This window comes from Vibrio sp. LQ2 (assembly GCF_023920125.1).
GTDB classification, from domain to species: domain Bacteria; phylum Pseudomonadota; class Gammaproteobacteria; order Enterobacterales; family Vibrionaceae; genus Vibrio; species Vibrio fluvialis.
The window spans coordinates 3,686,159-3,704,549 of sequence record NZ_CP085308.1; the positions used below are offsets into that span (position 1 = coordinate 3,686,159).

The 18,391-nt window shown below is 50.7% G+C and carries 14 protein-coding genes; 5 read left to right on the top strand and 9 right to left on the bottom strand.

Going from position 1 to position 18,391, the window contains the following annotated elements:
• Nucleotides 1-63: 63 nt before the first annotated feature.
• Nucleotides 64-1,320, bottom strand: coding sequence for a methyl-accepting chemotaxis protein (locus LGV68_RS17150; RefSeq protein WP_047459115.1), 1,257 nt, complete (start codon nucleotides 1,318-1,320; stop codon nucleotides 64-66).
• A 94-nt stretch (nucleotides 1,321-1,414) separates the two neighbouring features.
• Between LGV68_RS17150 and LGV68_RS17155 the strand changes: the two genes are divergently transcribed.
• Nucleotides 1,415-2,200, top strand: a complete 786-nt coding sequence (locus LGV68_RS17155; RefSeq protein WP_252535716.1) for a potassium channel family protein — start codon at nucleotides 1,415-1,417, stop codon at nucleotides 2,198-2,200.
• 23 nt (nucleotides 2,201-2,223) lie between these two features.
• Here LGV68_RS17155 and LGV68_RS17160 read toward each other — a convergent pair whose 3' ends face one another.
• Nucleotides 2,224-3,741 (bottom strand): inorganic triphosphatase, encoded by a 1,518-nt coding sequence (locus LGV68_RS17160; RefSeq protein WP_202640914.1) that lies wholly within the window; start codon nucleotides 3,739-3,741, stop codon nucleotides 2,224-2,226.
• Nucleotides 3,742-3,946: 205 nt separating this feature from the next.
• Between LGV68_RS17160 and LGV68_RS17165 the strand changes: the two genes are divergently transcribed.
• The 3 genes from LGV68_RS17165 to LGV68_RS17175 all read left to right on the top strand — a co-directional run bounded on the left by LGV68_RS17165 (nucleotide 3,947) and on the right by LGV68_RS17175 (nucleotide 6,811).
• On the top strand, nucleotides 3,947-4,627 hold the full coding sequence (locus LGV68_RS17165) for a TIGR00153 family protein (RefSeq protein ID WP_020332183.1): 681 nt from the start codon (nucleotides 3,947-3,949) through the stop codon (nucleotides 4,625-4,627).
• A gap of 148 nt (nucleotides 4,628-4,775) precedes the next feature.
• Nucleotides 4,776-6,035: an inorganic phosphate transporter gene (locus tag LGV68_RS17170; protein WP_020332182.1), complete on the top strand. Its 1,260-nt coding sequence runs from the start codon at nucleotides 4,776-4,778 to the stop codon at nucleotides 6,033-6,035.
• A 167-nt stretch (nucleotides 6,036-6,202) separates the two neighbouring features.
• A complete protein-coding gene (locus LGV68_RS17175; RefSeq protein WP_020432350.1) occupies nucleotides 6,203-6,811 on the top strand; it encodes a TIGR04211 family SH3 domain-containing protein in 609 nt (202 codons plus the stop codon).
• Between the two features lie 42 nt (nucleotides 6,812-6,853).
• Here LGV68_RS17175 and LGV68_RS17180 read toward each other — a convergent pair whose 3' ends face one another.
• Nucleotides 6,854-7,678 carry a general secretion pathway protein GspB gene (locus LGV68_RS17180; protein WP_252535717.1) on the bottom strand — a complete coding sequence of 275 codons (825 nt, stop codon included), beginning with the start codon at nucleotides 7,676-7,678 and terminating at the stop codon, nucleotides 6,854-6,856.
• Nucleotides 7,678-9,270 carry an ExeA family protein gene (locus LGV68_RS17185; RefSeq protein WP_038129826.1) on the bottom strand — a complete coding sequence of 531 codons (1,593 nt, stop codon included), beginning with the start codon at nucleotides 9,268-9,270 and terminating at the stop codon, nucleotides 7,678-7,680. Before LGV68_RS17185 ends, LGV68_RS17180 begins: the two co-directional genes overlap by 1 nt.
• An 89-nt stretch (nucleotides 9,271-9,359) precedes the next feature.
• Here LGV68_RS17185 and LGV68_RS17190 point away from each other — a divergent pair, with 89 nt between their 5' ends.
• Nucleotides 9,360-10,574 (top strand): multifunctional CCA addition/repair protein, encoded by a 1,215-nt coding sequence (locus LGV68_RS17190; RefSeq protein ID WP_020432353.1) that lies wholly within the window; start codon nucleotides 9,360-9,362, stop codon nucleotides 10,572-10,574.
• Nucleotides 10,575-10,674: 100 nt separating this feature from the next.
• On the opposite strand, the gene eno is transcribed toward LGV68_RS17190, so the two are convergent.
• From eno to rlmD, 5 genes are all read right to left on the bottom strand, one after another.
• Nucleotides 10,675-11,976 carry a phosphopyruvate hydratase gene (gene eno / locus LGV68_RS17195; protein WP_020332173.1) on the bottom strand — a complete coding sequence of 434 codons (1,302 nt, stop codon included), beginning with the start codon at nucleotides 11,974-11,976 and terminating at the stop codon, nucleotides 10,675-10,677.
• A 77-nt stretch (nucleotides 11,977-12,053) separates the two neighbouring features.
• Nucleotides 12,054-13,691 (bottom strand): CTP synthase, encoded by a 1,638-nt coding sequence (locus LGV68_RS17200; RefSeq protein ID WP_020332172.1) that lies wholly within the window; start codon nucleotides 13,689-13,691, stop codon nucleotides 12,054-12,056.
• A gap of 205 nt (nucleotides 13,692-13,896) precedes the next feature.
• A complete protein-coding gene (gene mazG, locus LGV68_RS17205; protein ID WP_222750912.1) occupies nucleotides 13,897-14,694 on the bottom strand; it encodes a nucleoside triphosphate pyrophosphohydrolase in 798 nt (265 codons plus the stop codon).
• A gap of 79 nt (nucleotides 14,695-14,773) precedes the next feature.
• Nucleotides 14,774-16,999 (bottom strand): GTP diphosphokinase, encoded by a 2,226-nt coding sequence (relA, locus tag LGV68_RS17210; RefSeq protein WP_024373468.1) that lies wholly within the window; start codon nucleotides 16,997-16,999, stop codon nucleotides 14,774-14,776.
• Between the two features lie 64 nt (nucleotides 17,000-17,063).
• A complete protein-coding gene (gene rlmD, locus LGV68_RS17215; protein WP_252535722.1) occupies nucleotides 17,064-18,386 on the bottom strand; it encodes a 23S rRNA (uracil(1939)-C(5))-methyltransferase RlmD in 1,323 nt (440 codons plus the stop codon).
• Nucleotides 18,387-18,391: the final 5 nt, after the last annotated feature.

Sequence of the window (18,391 nt, forward strand, 5' to 3'; positions counted from 1 at the left end):
CCAATAAAAAACGCCCACAAATCAATTGTGGGCGCTCTTTCATAGTGTGGATTCAACCGGGAATCAGACTTTGAATACGGTAATTTTACGATCCAGCTCTTCCGCGTTGCTTTGCATGATTTCGGAGGTTTCCAGCAGCTCGCTGACCACTGTGACCGATGCTTCTACCAGCTCACGTACATTGGTCAGATTCTGGTTCATCTCTTCAGCAACGCTGCTCTGCTGACCTGCCGCTGTTGCGATCTGGAAGTTCATGTCATTGATCTGCTGCACTTGCTGGACAATGCCATCCAGTTCACGCCCGGCGTTGGTGACCAGCTCAACCCCATCCGCGGCTTCCACCACGCTTTTTTCCATCAGATTCACGGCAGAATTCGCACTCGCCTGCAGATGTGAAATCATGTCCTGGATTTCCACAGTTGCGTTTTGGGTGCGCTGCGCAAGGTTACGCACTTCGTCAGCCACCACGGCAAAGCCGCGACCCGCTTCGCCAGCACGCGCTGCTTCAATCGCCGCATTCAGTGCCAGCAGGTTGGTCTGCTCAGAAATACCTTGAATGGTGCCCACCACGCTGCCGATAGCGACGACGCGCTCTTCAACCTGGTTGACCGCTTCCGCCGAGGCCGCGATGTCTTTCGACAGCTCGCTCATTTTACCGATCGTCTGTTTGACAAACTGCTGGCCAGTACCGGCCTGGTGCGAGGCGTTTTCTGTCAAGGAAGAGGCGTTCTGTGCATGTTCGGCAACTGTCTGAACGGTCGAAGACATTTCGCTCATCGCCGTGGCCAGTTGGTCGATCTCGTTGAATTCTTCCTGCGCCGACTCTTTGGTTTCAGACATACTCAGGGTCATGACTTCGGTCAACGCGGTCAGCTCCTGCGACGCATTCACCTGAGTTTTAATCAGCTCTTGCAGTTGCAGGCGGGTCTTTTCCAGCTCGCGCGCTACATCACCGTATTCATCTTTACAGTCCATGGAAATCGGTTCAGACAAATCACGTCGCGCCATCTGATTAATAGCTTCACTGAGATACTGAGTCTGACGAAGCATAATGCGCGCGGCAAACAGCAGCAGGACCACAAATACCACGATCATCAGGCCTGTTTGCCACACCACCTGCACCAGATAATCATCGTAATGCTTTTGTGCGACTTCAGCATTTTGCGTCGCCGCCAGCAGAGAATCGTAAAAAGTACCGGCATCCCACAGTTGCTTACCAATGATCAAGACGGTACTGAACACCATCAGCATGATCATTTTCGGCACGAGTCGGATATCCGTGATCACGCGCTCCCATGGTTTAAAAGCCATCCTCGCCATTGTCAGTTCTCCACTAAGTCTTTTATATTGAAAACACTCATTATTTTTTGCCGCTTACTGGCTAAGCCGCAAACTTATTTATTTCGAGCTTCGTATGAAAAACGATGATATCAAAGATGAAACCAAGCCAATGAGCTTATTGTCGCTAATCCTGTCTTTCATGGCGCTATTTGTGATCTCAGGCTTGTTGTTTGTTCCTGTAGAACACGAAACTCGACAGGTACTTATCGGCCTCGATTTCGTCATCTGTAGTATTTTTATTCTGCAACTCTGCATAGATTTGATCCGAGCCTCAGATCGCGTGCAATTTCTGAAACGCCACTGGATCGATATTCTCGCCAGCATTCCGATGATCGAACCGCTGCGCTTTGCACGCATCTTTCATATTCTGCGCGTCATTTTAGTGATCCGCTCTGGCCGTACTATTTTGCGCCAGTTGCTCGCCAATCGCCGCGAAACCACACTGGCGACCATTCTGCTGCTCTTAGTGGTATTGCTGACGCTCGGATCAAGCATGATGCTGTTCTTTGAAGTGCAAGATCCCAACGCCAATATCACTGATGGTGGGGATGCACTGTGGTGGGCGTTGGTAACGATCTCAACCGTCGGTTACGGCGATCATTATCCGGTGACCACAGCAGGTAAAATCGTTGCTTCGATCATGATCGTCTGTGGTGTGGGAATGTTCGGTATGATTTCTGGTCTGATCGCGTCGTTTCTGTCCTCCCCCGATCATGGTCAAACTGCCAGAGCAGAGCATCAGGAGCGACTGATAAAACAAGTCGTTACTCAACAGCAGGAGCTGATTCTGCGCATCAAAGAGTTGGAAGCACGCATCGATTTAGAGCGTGAAGGCCTAGAAAAAGAAAGGGATGCCTGAGCATCCCTTAATGTTTAGACAGATTATTCTCGCCAGTAAGGCGGCGTTTCAATCCCGATGATACGGGTCTGTTCCATCGCGTGCAAAATCGAGTTTTCCTGACGAATCAGCCAGCGCTTTAACTGCTCCTGCTCTTCGCCTTGCAAACACTCGACCATCGCTTCAACGGGTTTTAGCGTCAGCAAATCATCAATACCATGCAACAGATCGGCCCACGGCATACGGAATGCCTGACGCTCTTCCGCATCGTACAGGCTCGCAAAGCTGATACCAGTATAAAGGCTGCGCATCAGGCGGTACTGTTGGTCAATGTATTCCTGACTGGTGAGCTGACGCTCCGGTGGAAACACTTCCAATAACTCCGTCCACGTGCGTTCAAGTTGCTTAACGGAGAAATGATGGATATTCAGCGCCATCTTCTCACGCGCTTTTTCATCCAGGAACGGCTGCCAGCCTCGGGTCAGAATCCAGCGGCTCAAATCGAGCAACAGGCCGGTATAACGAGCCGAGTTGAGTAGCTTCAGGATTTCACCACGTTGTGGCAAATCATCCTGCAGCTGTTTCAGTTCGCTGATCAGAAACTTGCGCGCATCCAGCTTACGCAGTGCATAACCTTTGTCTTGCAGCAACTCGCTTAAGTAATCATACTGCTTGAGCCAGGTCAGTTCACCTTCAAGCCATTTCAGCTCCTGGCGCAGAATCGCACTGGCACGGCGTGGCACCACACCACCATACACTGCCAGCACCTGACGAATAAAGCTGATGGCATGACTGATTTCATGCAGCGCAGGGATGGAATCGCGTTCGGTGTAAATTTGCTCGTGGTAATGCCAATGTGACAAGGCATGTTCCAGCGAGTTAATAAAGCAGGATTCAACGCTGTCGTGTTTTTGGGTGTTAACCAGCGCCAAAGGCTTCACTTCATCGCCTAGATAGTCCGCGGCGAGGCGATAACCGCGCGCCGCTTTGCTCAGGTTACCCAGTCGCATTCCGCCCTGCTCACACAGTTGACGGGCAAGGGTAAACAGCGCGTCGGTCTGACCGGATTTCAGTTCCAGTTCCACTTCACAGATCGGGTCTTCACGGTCGCCCGCGATGACAAGTCCCTGGTCGAACGCCACTTCAACCTGGCTACCATCTGGCATGCCAATCAGCCATTGCTCACGGTTAAAATTGGTAGAGAACAGAGCAACCAGCTCAGATTGCAGTGTCGCGATATCACGCTCTGCAGGCCAGATGTCTGCCGGATGGAGAGATAAATCCGGATCATTGCAATTGTGTTCTGCATTGTACTCTGGCCTTTGGTGTAGCCCTGCGACTACCCGGCCTGCTGTTTTCACAGTCTGTACATAAACGTCATCAAAACGGCGGATACGAAGTCCAATATCATGTTGTCGTAACCAGTTATCGGGAGAGTCAAAATATGTGTTCCCTAACTCACGACAACTATGCTGAAGTACTTTGGTTTCAGAAATTTTTTTCAGTAAAACCTCTGAAAATTCAGGAGAAACAAAAAACTTCAGTTCTATCTCGGTTTCCATAGTTATACCTTTCGAAGCAGATAGCGACAGGATATTGCCTAATAGGCACCGGGGCAAGAAAGAAATATCGCCCGATTGATGATCTAAAACAGTTTAAATGCGCCAATGAATGGGTTAACATGCGCGCCTTTATAGCCAACGCTCAACATTTCGCCATACAATGGTGTATGTTCTTTTTAGGTTATAGCTATTAGGTTGAATGACCATGCCAGTAAATACAATCATGGGGTTATTTGCAAAGTCCCCTATTAAGCCTTTGCAACGACACGTTGTGTGTGTGAATGAATGTTGTTCCCACCTGGTTAACTTCTTTGAAGTGTGTGCCAAAGGTGATTGGGAAAAAGCAGCAGAAATTCGCGCGCAGATCTCTCATCTTGAGAAAGAAGCGGATGTATTAAAGCGTGAAATTCGTCTTAAACTTCCTCGCGGTCTGTTTTTGCCAGTTGATCGTACCGACATGCTGGAACTTCTCACTCAACAAGATAAACTTGCCAACCTTGCGAAAGACATCGCAGGCCGTGTTTACGGTCGTCAACTCGTTATTCCTGAGCCTCTTCAAGAAAACTTCCTTGCTTACGTAAAGCGTTGCCTAGATGCAGCCAACCAAGCACAGAAAGTCATCAATGAGCTCGATGAGTTATTGGAAACTGGATTTAAAGGCCGTGAAGTAACGCTTGTGGCTGAAATGATCCATCAACTGGATGTGATTGAAGATGACACCGATGCCATGCAGATTCGCCTGCGCCAACAACTGATGGCGATTGAATCTACCATGAACCCTATCGATGTGATGTTCTTGTACAAAATTTTTGAGTGGATTGGTGGCATTGCCGACCAGGCTCAGCGCGTTGGCGCTCGTCTGGAAGTCATGTTGTCTCGTTCATAAATCATAAAGTTAACCAAATAACTAAGAGCACAATTTCGAAAGACCACAGTTTAGGCGTTGAATATGTTACCTCGCTGATGGTCTTTACTCGTGTCAAAAAACCACGATTCGAATGCGCTCCGCTTGTTATAAACAACTAGGTATTACGATGGATATCCTTGCGAACTACGGCACTATCCTGATTATTGTTGCTGCGCTCTTCGGTTTTCTAATGGCAATTGGTATTGGCGCGAACGACGTGGCCAATGCAATGGGCACCTCCGTAGGGTCAAAAGCACTAACCGTGAAACAAGCGATCATCATCGCGATGATTTTTGAATTTGCGGGCGCCTATCTGGCGGGCGGTGAAGTAACCGAAACAATCCGTAACGGTGTTATCGAAACATCTCTTTTTGCCAATCAACCAGATGTTCTGGTTTACGGCATGATGTCAGCACTGCTGGCAGCCGGCACCTGGCTTCTGCTGGCCTCCTACATGGGCTGGCCTGTCTCAACAACCCACTCTATTATCGGTGCTATCATCGGTTTTGCCTGTGTTTCCGTGGGTACCGAAGCGGTGGACTGGAGCTCAGTTCAAGGTATCGTAGGCAGTTGGATCGTCACTCCAGTGATTTCCGGCGTCTTCGCCTACATCATCTTCGTCAGCGCGCAGCGTCTGATTTTTGATACCGAAGATCCTCTTATTAACGCCAAGCGATTTGTTCCGGTGTACATGTTCATCACCACCATGGTGATCGCTCTGGTAACCATCAAAAAAGGTCTGAAACACGTAGGCCTGCACCTGACCAGCTCAGAAGCTTGGATCTGCGCGGCGATTGTTTCTGCAATCGTGATGGTAGGTGGTTACATCTACATTCAGAAAAAATTCGCGAACCGCGATGAAGACCACAGCTTTGCCGGTGTGGAAAGCATCTTCAGCATTCTGATGGTTATCACAGCGTGTGCAATGGCATTTGCTCACGGCTCAAACGACGTCGCAAACGCGATCGGCCCTCTGTCTGCCGTGGTATCAACCGTTGAAAACCTGGGTGAAATCGCAGCGAAGAGCTCTATCGCTTGGTGGATTCTGCCACTGGGTGGTTTCGGTATCGTCGTGGGTCTGGCAACGATGGGCCACAAAGTTATGGCAACGGTCGGTACCGGTATCACCGAACTGACTCCGAGCCGTGGTTTTGCCGCGCAGCTGGCAACAGCATCGACGGTAGTACTGGCATCAGGTACTGGTCTGCCAATCTCGACCACTCAGACTCTGGTCGGTGCGGTACTGGGCGTAGGTTTTGCTCGTGGTATTGCAGCACTGAACCTTGGCGTAGTTCGTAACATCGTGGCTTCATGGATTGTTACCCTGCCTGCAGGTGCGCTGCTGGCCGTGGTGTTCTATTATGCAATTCAAGGCATTTTCGCCTAAGTAGCCACGTCAGTACTGTGTAAGCGCTTTGTCATTATTGACTCAAACGCACAGAAAGGGAGGCTTTGCCTCCCTTCTTTGTTGCACCGCATGTGGAAAGTTCTTACTATTTGGCAATCAAACACTATGGCTTTTCATGCCAAACTCGTCATAACAAGGGATTAACCGTGAAAAAACTGATCTGCATGGTGCTTTTCTCCATGTTGGCTGCACCAACGTTTGCACAAGACCGCTATATCGCGGACAAATTGTTTACTTACATGCACTCAGGTCCAAGCAATCAATATCGCATTATCGGCAGTATTGATGCGGGTGAGAAAGTGAAACTTATCAACACGAATAAAGACACGGACTACACCCAAATCGTCGACGAACGTGGCCGTACCGGCTGGGTAGAAAGTCGATTTGTGACTCGCGATGTGAGCATGGCCGTGCGCCTGCCTCAACTGGAAAAAGAGCTGGCGGATGTGAAAAGCAAGCTGGCCAATGCACGTCAAAGCGCGGACAGCGAAAAAGCAGGCTTAGTGGACTCTCTGGAAGTACGCAACAAACAGATTGCCGAACTGGAAAAGAATTACAGCGACATCAGCAAGCAGTTGACTGCTTCACAAAGCGAAGTGCGTGAACTGCGTGCCAAGCTGGACACACAAAAAGAAGATCTGCTGCTGAAGTACTTCATGTACGGCGGCGGTGTTGCCGGTGGTGGCCTGCTGTTAGGCTTAGTACTGCCGCACATTATCCCTCGCCGTAAACGCAACCCTGCTGGCTGGGCATAATCCTGATTGAAGAAAAACGGTCACTCAATAGTGACCGTTTTTTTATCCCCGCCAATCATACAGTGCCGGTATTTCTATCTGCTTATTGCGAAAACGCACAATCGTACTTTGTGGCTTAATCGCCACCAGCTGCACATTATCAAAAATGTTGTCGCCTTCGTGATATTCCACGCCGTTGACTTTAATCCAGCGCTTGACCGCATTACTGGCGTAGACATGCGTCTGAAAGTTCATCGCCGGCAGCGCGCCACTAAACTCATCACTGTGTTGTAACAGCGGCACGGCCTGAGATGCCTGCGAATCTGTCTGATTGCGTTGTTCGCTATCATCCGCTTTGAGAATCGATTCGACTCTGGCGGCCATTTCTGGAGACAACTGACTGAGATCCAGCTCGCTCAGTGCCATCTGGCTCTGTTTATCCACCTGAGTTTGTGGTTTCGATGGAGACGTTGCCGTCACGACAGTAGCAGCAGACCTCACAGGTTGAGCCGATGCTGCAACAGGCTCCTCTTCCGGCTCTGCAACCGACACATCGGCGAACTCATTGAACACGGGGACATCCACATCCGTGCGGATCAGCGGGCCAAAGTTGGGGTAATCCAATTGTTCAAACGGTGCCGCCACCTGATTGACCGCAGGCGACGCAGTGGCCTGCTCAGCAATCGCGAGCTGCTGACGCTGGAATCCCTGATAACCGATGACTGCCGCTGTGGCCAAGCCCGGCAGCGTGAGCCATAACGCGTGATACCAGCGAAAACCTGCTGACTGAGCACTAGCCTGCGCGCTGTGTGGGGTAGGCATCACATGCCCGGTGTATTGCTGATGACTGAGTTCAGAACGTTGCAACGCTTTCATCACCTGCGACATCACTGCACCTCCGTCAGGCGTGGTCCGCTCTGCTGAGTCAGCAAATCTAACTGGCGCAGTGTCTGGCGTCCGGCAATGCCGTCCACCTGCATATTCTGCCAACGTTGGAATACTTCCACCTTACGTTTAACCTCTTTGTCATACACCGTGACATGGCGTTCAGGTTCGCCCAACAAGCGAGACAGTTTGTTATCCAGCAGCGTGATATCTTCACCGCGCATGCCGGCACGCAGGGTCTGATAGAACGATGGTTGCCATACTACCCGATACTCCCCCTGCCACAGAGGTTCAATCCACTCGCGGCCGATACGTACCCGTTTATCGTTGATCAGCAGTTCTACCTCATCACCTTGCAGATGATAGAGCACCGCATAGGTTCTCAACCCTCGCAGGTTGAGGGTTAACATCACCGGCAGATTCAGCTTTTTCAGATCCTGCCAGCTCCCCATATTTTGCTCGCATTCCAATTGTGATGACGCAGAGCGCTGACAGAAGCTTTCAATCACCGAGGCATCATAACCCCACACCGCATACAGCGCCTTCATTGCCAACTCACGGTCGGTCGCACCTTTGAGCTGGTCTTCCACTGTCGTCGGGAACACCGTCTGCTCCGCGGCTTCCACAGGCGCAGGCAATGGCCACTGTTGCTGAATTTGTTGATTGAGATAAGGTGGCAACCAATATGCGATGGCCGCTGCCGAACCAATCCCGATGAGCGCAGACATCACTCCGACAAGCGGAAAACGTCGAGACCTTTCCTGCACCTGAGGCTGATACACCGTGGACTGAAAACTCATGATTTGTGTGCATGCCTGCTTCACTCGTTCAAGGCTGATGGCACGTTCTCCGGCCTGATACGCCCCTTTCAGCGCGGCATCACACGCCAGATTGATCAAACGTGGAATTCCATGCGTCTGCTGCGCAATCCATTTGGCACTGCGGGCCGAAAACAGATTACCGTCGCCCCCGGCCTGTTGCAGACGAAAACGAATGTAGTGCGCGGTTTCGCTGACATCGAGCGGTAGCAAGTGGTAACGTCCGGTGATTCGCTGTGCCAGCTGTCGCAATTGCGGCAATTGCAGTTTGTATTGCAGCTCGGGCTGGCCAATCAAGAGCACTTTAAGCAGCTTGCGACTTTCCGTTTCCAGATTGGTTAATAAACGCAGTTGCTCCAGCACATCCGGCGCCAAATGCTGGGCTTCATCAATCACCAGCAGCACCTGAATTCCGTTGGCGTATTCATTGAGCAGAAACTGGTACAACACCTGACTCAGTTGCTTGAGCGTCGCCTGCTGCGGGTATTTGATGGCGAACTCATCACAGATCGCTTCCAGCAGCTCACGCTCTGAAAAGGTCGGGTTGAGAATGAAACCCGCACGGGTATGTGGCGGAAGTCCGGACAGAATCGCCTTGGCGACCGTGGTTTTTCCGGTGCCCACTTCGCCAGTCAGCATCGCAAAACCACCGCCATCGCCCAGTCCGGCCTGAAGATGAGCCATCGCTTCTTTATGTCGTTGACTTAAATATAAATACCGAGAATTGGGCACAATCGAGAACGGATGTTCTATCAGGCCGAAAAATTCTGGATACATGCTCTCGTCTCTTTGAATGTTGTTAGGCGCAAAGTATCATTGTGACTATGATTATCCAACGCCATAAACGTAAATATTGAGGTTCGGTGGTGCAAATTTATCTCGTTGGCGGCGCAGTTCGCGATCAATTGCTTCAGCTTCCAGTATATGACAAAGATTGGGTGGTCGTTGGCAGCAGTCCGGAAGAGATGCTCAACGCTGGCTTTCAGGCCGTGGGCAAAGACTTTCCGGTGTTTCTGCATCCTAAGACCCGTGAAGAGCACGCCTTAGCTCGTACCGAGCGTAAAACAGGTTCCGGCTATACTGGCTTTGCCTGCCACTTCGCGCCGGATGTCACGCTGGAAGAGGATCTGCTGCGCCGCGATCTCACCATCAACGCCATGGCACAAACCAAAGACGGAACGCTGATCGACCCCTACGGAGGTCAGCGCGATTTGCAAGATCGCCTGCTGCGTCATGTCTCGGAAGCGTTTGTCGAAGACCCTCTGCGCGTACTGCGCGTCGCGCGCTTTGCCGCCAAACTCACGCATCTCGGCTTTTCTGTCGCCGAAGAGACGCTGGCGCTGATGCAACACATCAGCGCATCGGGTGAACTGCAACATCTGACGCCGGAGCGCGTCTGGCAGGAGTGGCACAAATCGCTGTCGACGCGAAACCCGCATATTTTTCTGCAAGTCCTGCGTGACTGCGGTGCATTGAAGATCGTACTGCCGGAACTCGACCGCTTGTTTGGCGTGCCTCAACCTGAGAAATGGCATCCGGAAATCGATACGGGCGTACACACGCTAATGGTGGCCGAACAAGCAGCGCTGCTGTCGGAATCACTCACTGTACGCTTTGCCGCGCAGGTGCACGATCTCGGCAAGGGCGTGACGCCTGAATCAGAGTGGCCGAGCCACAAACTGCATTGTCATACCGGATTGAAGCTCATTGAGGCGCTGTGCGCACGTGTCAAAGTACCGAATGAGTTTCGCGATTTGGCGTTAGCGGTGTGCGCGCAACATTCCAATGTCCATCGCGCCGCAGAGCTCAAACCGGCAACCAAGCTGAAAGTGCTCAATCTACTGGATGTATGGCGTAAACCGCAGCGACTCGATGAAGTACTGCTGTGCTGCGAAGCGGACCATCGTGGACGTTTAGGCTTAGAACAGAACCCCTATCCACAACGGGATATTTTTCTGCGCGCCTACCGTGCCGCGCTCAAAGTGGATGTGCAGCAGGTGATCGCCGCAGGTTTTAGTGGCAAACAGATTCGCGACGAACTAGATAAACGCCGGGTCCATGCCATTCAGAATGCGGGATGAAGCATTTACGCTGGATGAATAATCAATATTGATAATCGTTTGAAAACAAAAAGCCCTGCAATGCAGGGCTTCTTTTTAAGCGTCAACGCTAAGCTTTAAATTAAGCTTGGCCTTTCACTTCTTTCAGACCGTTGAAAGGTGCACGTTCGCCCAGTGCTTCTTCGATACGGATCAGTTGGTTGTACTTAGCAACACGGTCAGAACGGCTCATAGAACCAGTTTTGATTTGGCCTGCTGCAGTACCTACCGCTAGGTCAGCGATAGTTGCGTCTTCAGTTTCGCCTGAACGGTGAGAGATTACTGCAGTGTAACCTGCATCTTTAGCCATCTTGATTGCAGCTAGAGTCTCAGTCAGAGAACCGATTTGGTTGAACTTGATCAGGATAGAGTTAGCGATGCCTTTCTCGATACCTTCAGCAAGGATCTTAGTGTTAGTTACGAACAGATCGTCACCAACAAGTTGGATCTTGTTGCCAAGAAGTTGAGTTTGGTGTGCGAAACCAGTCCAGTCAGATTCGTCCAGACCGTCTTCGATAGAAACGATTGGGAATTTCTCAACTAGCTCTGCCAGGTAGTGGTTGAACTCTTCAGAAGTGAAAGTTTTACCTTCGCCTTTCATGTTGTAGATGCCAGCGTCTTTGTCGAAGAACTCAGATGCAGCACAGTCCATAGCAAGAGTTACGTCTTTACCCAGAACGTAACCAGCAGCAGCTACCGCTTCTGCGATTACTTCTAGTGCTTCTGCGTTAGATTTCAGGTTAGGAGCGAAACCACCTTCGTCACCAACTGCAGTGTTGTAACCTTTCGCTTTCAGAACTTTAGCCAGGTTGTGGAACACTTCAGAACCGATACGTACCGCTTCTTTCAGAGTTTTCGCGCCAACTGGTTGAATCATGAATTCTTGGATATCAACGTTGTTGTCTGCGTGCTCACCACCGTTGATGATGTTCATCATAGGCAGAGGCATAGAGAATTGACCAGCAGTGCCGTTCAGTTCAGCGATGTGCTCGTACAGAGGCATGCCTTTAGAAGCTGCTGCTGCTTTAGCGTTCGCTAGAGAAACCGCTAGGATTGCGTTCGCACCGAAGTTAGATTTGTTTTCAGTACCATCTAGGTCGATCATGATCTGGTCAACAGTTGCTTGATCTTTCGCGTCTTTGCCAGCTAGAGCGTCAGCGATTGGACCGTTAACAGCTGCGATAGCTTTCAGAACGCCTTTACCTAGGAAACGAGATTTGTCGCCATCACGCAGCTCAAGAGCTTCACGAGAACCCGTTGATGCACCCGATGGTGCAGCAGCCATACCTACGAAACCGCCTTCTAGGTGAACTTCAGCTTCAACAGTTGGGTTACCACGTGAGTCGATGATTTCACGACCTAGAACTTTAACGATCTTAGACATTAATGTTTCCTCTCATTGAATTTAAATGTCAAAACTAAAAGGGTAGCCGCACAACACAAGCCGCTACCCATATCCTTTTACTTCAATTCGCCGCGCTGGAACTGACCCGCAGCTTTCACAAAGCCTGCAAACAATGGGTGACCATCGCGAGGCGTTGATGTGAATTCTGGGTGGAACTGAGCTGCTACAAACCATGGGTGAGCAGGGTTCTCAATCACTTCTACCAGTTTCTTATCAGCAGACAAACCAGACACTTTCAGACCCGCTTTTTCAATTTGCGGACGCAGGTTGTTGTTCACTTCGTAACGGTGACGGTGACGCTCATGAATCGTTGCGCTACCGTACATATCGTAAGCTTTAGAACCTTTCGCCAGGTGACACAGTTGTGAACCCAGACGCATCGTACCACCCAGGTCTGACGTTTCAGTACGTTCTTCAACGTTACCTTCGCTGTCTACCCATTCTGTGATTAAGCCTACCACAGGGTATTTGGTGTCTTTGTTAAATTCTGTTGAATGCGCACCTTCCATACCCGCCACATTGCGCGCGTATTCGATCAGTGCTACCTGCATACCCAGACAGATACCCAGGTAAGGAATGTTGTTTTCACGTGCGTATTGCGCCGCACGAATCTTACCTTCGATACCACGATCGCCGAAGCCACCTGGTACCAGAATAGCGTCAAGACCTTCAAGGATTTCAACACCTTTAGTCTCAACATCTTGTGAATCAACGTACTTGATAGTCACGCTCAGACGATTTTTCAGACCCGCGTGTTTCAGCGCTTCGTTCACTGATTTATAAGCATCTGGCAGTTCAATGTACTTACCCACCATACCGATAGTCACTTCACCGGTTGGGTTCGCTTCTTCATAGATAACCTGTTCCCATTCAGACAGATCAGCTTCAGGCGCATTGATGCCAAAACGTGCACAGACAAGATCATCCAGACCCTGAGAACGGATCAGTTGTGGAATCTTGTAGATAGAGTCTACGTCTTTCATTGAGATAACGGCTTTTTCAGGCACGTTACAGAACAGCGCAATCTTCTTACGCTCGTTGGCCGGAATCATACGATCGCTACGACAAACCAGGATGTCTGGCTGAATACCGATAGACAGCAGTTCTTTAACCGAGTGCTGAGTTGGCTTCGTTTTCACTTCACCTGCCGCTGCCAGGTAAGGAACCAGCGTCAGGTGCATGAACATCGCGTTTTCGCGGCCAACTTCGATCGCCAGCTGACGAATTGCTTCCATGAAAGGTAGTGACTCGATGTCACCCACAGTACCGCCCACTTCTACGATAGCGATATCGTGGCCTTCAGAGCCAGCAATCACACGATCTTTGATCGCATTAGTAATATGAGGAATAACCTGAATGGTTGCCCCCAGGTAGTCGCCACGGCGTTCTTTACGTAGAACGTCAGCGTAAACACGACCTGCGGTAAAGTTGTTGCGCTTGGTCATTTTGGTACGAATGAAACGCTCGTAGTGACCAAGGTCTAGGTCAGTTTCCGCGCCATCTTCCGTAACGAACACTTCACCGTGTTGAGTTGGGCTCATTGTGCCTGGGTCAACGTTGATGTAAGGGTCAAGCTTCATCATAGTCACTTTAAGACCACGAGCTTCTAGAATCGCTGCAAGGGATGCCGCTGCAATACCTTTACCTAGAGAGGATACAACCCCGCCAGTAACAAAAATATAATTTGTCGTCATGTTTAACCTGAAATTGGTTGAATGAGGGAAATGGATTTCTTCTGGACGGGACGAAACTATACCAGAACCCATTTATCGCCACAACGTGAAATCTATCACACTCAGTTTTTTATTTTTTGCTTCAAATCAAAGAGCATTAACGTGAAAAAGATCCGTCGTTATTATCTGAGTCAATTTTGACTCAACATAATTTGTCACATGGTGGTCATGCTTTTTCTTGCTGTTTGACCTTGTCCCACATCGCATCCAGCTCTTCAAGTGTGAAGAAATTTAAGGACTTACCCTGATTTCGCACCTGAGCTTCAACCCCGTGAAAACGGCGGGTAAACTTCTGATTGGCTTTCATCAGAGCCACTTCCGGGTCCTTGCCAAGATGGCGAACCAAATTCACGGTAGCAAACAGCAGATCACCCAGTTCTTCTTCCACTTTCTGTTGATCAACGTCGACGTGCAGCACTTCCGCCATCACTTCATCGATTTCTTCGTGCACTTTATCGACCACCGGCCCGAGCGTTTTCCAGTCGAAGCCATATTTAGCGCACTTCTTCTGAATCTTGTTGGCGCGAGATAATGCCGGAAGCGATTGTGGTATAGAGTCTAGGATACTTTGTTCGCTTTTGCCTGCCTCGGCTTTTTCTTTGGCTTTCTCCGCTTCCCAGTTGGCATTCAACGCCGCTTCGTCCTCGAAACTGGCCTCGCCAAACACATGCGGATGACGGCGGGTCAGCTTCTCATTCACCGACTCCACCACATCACGAAACTCAAACAGCCCCTGCTCTTTCGCCAGCTGGCTGTAGAAAATCACCTGAAACAGCAAATCGCCCAACTCTTCCTGCAGATTCGGCCAGTCTTGATTGTGAATCGCATCCACCACTTCATAAGTTTCTTCAATTGTGTGCGGCACAATGGTGTCGAAGGTTTGCAGTTTATCCCAAGGGCAGCCCGTTTGCGGATCTCGCAGGCTGGCCATGATGTTTTCAAGCTGTTCGATTGGATGACTCATATGACTTACTTCCTTAAAACAAAAAGGCGAGCAGCATCACCACTCGCCTTAGATTATTTGGCGCTGAACCTCGCAGAGGTTAGCCGAGACGTTTCACCAGCATGACATCTTTGATCTGTTCGATACGTTTAGATACGCGCTCCAACACTTCAACGCTGTTCACTTCCAGCTCGAAGTCCATGATGATGATCTGGCGCTTGTAGTCGCTGCGACTCTTCATGGTGCTGACTTTTACTTTCTCGTTACTCAGCAGCGTCGTGATGTCTTTCAGCAGACCAACACGTTCCATCGCTTCAACGCGCAGGGTCAGATGATAACTGCCGACAAAACCACTGCCCCACACGGTATCAATGATACGCTCTGGCGCGTGATGGCTCAGCTCTTCCAGCTGTTCGCAGTCGCTGCGATGGACAGAAATCCCACGCCCCTGCGTGATGTAACCTTTGATTTCATCGCCCGGGATCGGCTGACAGCAGCGTGCCAGATGAGTCATCAGGTTATCGACACCTTCCACCACCACCGCATCTTTATGCGGACGATGGTGCGCGCTTGCGGATTTGTTCTCTCCGACCTGAAGTTTTTCAAGCACCAGCTTGTCTTCTTCTTCGGCGGTCGGCTTGTTCACCAATGCATTGATATGGTTAACAATTTGGTTGATACGCAGGTCACCGCTGCCGACTCCGACATACAGCTCATCTGCGGTATTCACATTAAACCGCTTCAGCGCGTACGCTTCGGCATCTTTCAGCGTGGCACCAATTTTCACCAGTTCGGCTTCAAGGATCTCACGCCCTGCTTCGAGGTTCTTCTCGCGGCTCTGCTTGCGGAACCAAGCGTTGATCTTGGCACGCGCACGACCCGAGTGCACAAAGCCAAGCGACGGGTTCAGCCAGTCACGCGATGGGTTGGGCTCTTTGGCGGTGATGATTTCCACCTGATCGCCCATGTGCAGTTTGTGCGTAAACGGCACGATACGTCCCGCCACTTTCGCACCGATACAGCGATGGCCGACTTCAGAGTGAATGTGGTAGGCAAAATCCAGTGGTGTTGCACCCATCGGCAGATCGACCACATCACCGCGCGGCGTAAATGCGTATACGCGATCATCAAATACCTGACTGCGCAGTTCATCCAGCATTTCGCCAGAATCGGACATCTCTTCCTGCCAATCGAGCAGTTTACGCAGCCAAGTGATCTTTTCATCGTAACCACTGCGGCCGCTGCTGGCGCCTTCTTTGTACTTCCAGTGCGCCGCTACGCCAAGTTCCGACTCTTCATGCATCTGCTTGGTACGAATCTGAATTTCGATCGTTTTGCCTTCCGGGCCCAGGATCACCGTATGAATCGACTGGTAGCCGTTCGGTTTCGGGTTGGCGACGTAATCATCAAACTCGCTGGGCAGATGTTTGTATTTGGTGTGCACAACGCCCAGCGCGGCATAACAATCTTGCAGTTTGTCGGCAATGATACGTACCGCGCGCACGTCGAACAGCTCGTCAAACGCGAGGTTTTTCTTCTGCATCTTGCGCCAGATGCTGTAGATATGTTTCGGACGACCGCTCACTTCGGCGTTGATACTGCAGATTTTCATCTCGTTACGCAGATCATTGACGAAGTCGCGAATGTATTGCTCGCGCACGATACGGCGCTCAGACAGCTGTTTGGCGATCTGCTTGTAAGTGTCTGGCTGCTGATAGCGGAAGGCGTAATCTTCGATTTCCCACTTGAGCTGACCAATACCAAGACGGTTGGCCAGCGGCGCGTAGATATTGGCACACTCTTTCGCAGCCGAGCGACGGACGTCATCCGGCTGATCTTTCACTTCACGCAGATTACAGATACGTTCTGCCAGCTTGATGACCACGCAGCGGAAATCATCGACCATCGCGAGCAACATGCGGCGCACGTTATCGACCTGCGCCGAGGCTTCGCTGCCCTGCACGGTCACGTTGAGCTGACCAATCGCCGCCATCTCTTCGACGCCATGGATCAGCTTGATGATTTCTTTGCCGTAATCTTCTTCCAGCTCTTCGCGATCCACTAAGCCGCTGGTCGCGATCGGGAACAGCAACGCCGCCACCAGCGTCGGGCGGTCCATCGACAGCGTGATCAGGATTTCGATCATTTCACGACCGCGCCACAATAGTAGTGGCCCCTGAGCATTACCTTCCAGCAGATGTTCGCACTGGCGATACACCTCGGTCAGCCTCGCTGAGGTTTTCTGCTCCTGTTGCAAACTAGAAATCCATTTTTCTAGCTCAAACTGTTCGTCTGGATTTAAGTGTGCGCTACGTACCGCAACCATGGGATTATCCTAATTCTTATATTTTGTGGTATTCGACTCCCTTCCGCTCCCGGAAGTTCGACGCTTACCGATTTTTTACAAACAAAGCCATTGATTCCAGATGGCTGGTATGAGGGAACATATCAAGCATTCCCAATTTCACCAACTGGTATCCCTGACTCAGCAAGCTTTGACTGTCACGAGCAAGCGTAGCAGGATTACACGAGACGTAAACCACACGTTTGGCACCCAATTCGGCCAACTGGTCAACGATACCTGCCGCTCCGGCTCGGGCCGGGTCGAGCAATACTTTATCAAATTTTTCGGCTGCCCACGCCTCACCTGTCATATCTTGTTCCAAATTAGCCTGATAAAACGAGACGTTATTGAGATTATTTAGTGCGGCGTTCGCTTTGGCACGCTCAACCATGTCGTCAATGCCTTCCACGCCGACGACTTGTTTCGCGATTTTCGCCAGCGGCAGACTGAAGTTGCCCAAACCACAGAACAAATCTAACACACGCTCGTCAGGTGAAACCTCCAACCACTCCAGAGCCTGAGCGACCATCGCCTGATTGACCTGCTGATTCACCTGAATAAAGTTGCTCGGCAGAAACGGAATCGTCACGCCCGCTTCACCATAGACGGCGCCTTCACCGCGTATTAGTTCCAGCTTATCGCTACTTGGCATCAGATACAGAGTGAGGTCATGCAGAGCGACAAATGCCTCCAATGCGCTTTGGTCTTTGGCGGCCAGCGGCGCCAGATGACGCAGCACCAGTACGCGCGTGTTGTCGGCTTTGACCAGCTCGACATGCCCCAACTGCTCCGGGTGAGCAAAGCCGCCCAGCAGCGTGTTCAGCTCACGCAACAATTCATTTAACTTAGGTTCCAGAACCGCACAGTCGGTGACAGTGACAATGCTTTTGCTTTGCTTACGGCGAAAACCGAACTGCAGTTGCTGCGTTTTTCTATCCCACATCAGGCTCAGACGTGCGCGGCGGCGATAACCTTTATCGCTCGCGATAACCGGCTCAGACAGCGCCAGTTGCTGACCGGCGAATTTCGTCATCAGTTGGCTGAGCGCCTGCTGCTTGTGTTCGATTTGTGCCGCGTGCTCTAGGTGCTGTAAGTCGCAGCCACCACACTCAGCATAATACGGGCAAAAAGGCGTCACACGTTGCGCGCTCGGTTTCAGTACTTTAATCAGCTTGGCACGGGCAAACTTACTTTTGCTTTCGGTCAGTTGCATCAGTACATCTTCACCGGGTAAGGCACCGTCAATGAACACCGGTTTACCTTCATGGTAGGCGATACCCGCGCCCTGATGGTCGAGTTTCGTCACCGTGACGGACTGATGTTTCTGATTGATGGTGGTTTTCTTTTTCGGTTGGAAAAAACGTGCCATGCTCT

Coding starts and splice junctions, on each gene's coding strand:
- LGV68_RS17150 (WP_047459115.1), bottom strand. CDS start 1,320: ATGGCGAGGATGGCTTTTAAACCATGGGAGCGCGTGATCACGGATATC.
- LGV68_RS17155 (WP_252535716.1), top strand. CDS start 1,415: ATGAAAAACGATGATATCAAAGATGAAACCAAGCCAATGAGCTTATTG.
- LGV68_RS17160 (WP_202640914.1), bottom strand. CDS start 3,741: ATGGAAACCGAGATAGAACTGAAGTTTTTTGTTTCTCCTGAATTTTCA.
- LGV68_RS17165 (WP_020332183.1), top strand. CDS start 3,947: ATGCCAGTAAATACAATCATGGGGTTATTTGCAAAGTCCCCTATTAAG.
- LGV68_RS17170 (WP_020332182.1), top strand. CDS start 4,776: ATGGATATCCTTGCGAACTACGGCACTATCCTGATTATTGTTGCTGCG.
- LGV68_RS17180 (WP_252535717.1), bottom strand. CDS start 7,678: ATGTCGCAGGTGATGAAAGCGTTGCAACGTTCTGAACTCAGTCATCAG.
- LGV68_RS17185 (WP_038129826.1), bottom strand. CDS start 9,270: ATGTATCCAGAATTTTTCGGCCTGATAGAACATCCGTTCTCGATTGTG.
- eno (WP_020332173.1), bottom strand. CDS start 11,976: ATGTCTAAGATCGTTAAAGTTCTAGGTCGTGAAATCATCGACTCACGT.
- LGV68_RS17200 (WP_020332172.1), bottom strand. CDS start 13,691: ATGACGACAAATTATATTTTTGTTACTGGCGGGGTTGTATCCTCTCTA.
- mazG (WP_222750912.1), bottom strand. CDS start 14,694: ATGAGTCATCCAATCGAACAGCTTGAAAACATCATGGCCAGCCTGCGA.
- relA (WP_024373468.1), bottom strand. CDS start 16,999: ATGGTTGCGGTACGTAGCGCACACTTAAATCCAGACGAACAGTTTGAG.
- rlmD (WP_252535722.1), bottom strand. CDS start 18,386: ATGGCACGTTTTTTCCAACCGAAAAAGAAAACCACCATCAATCAGAAA.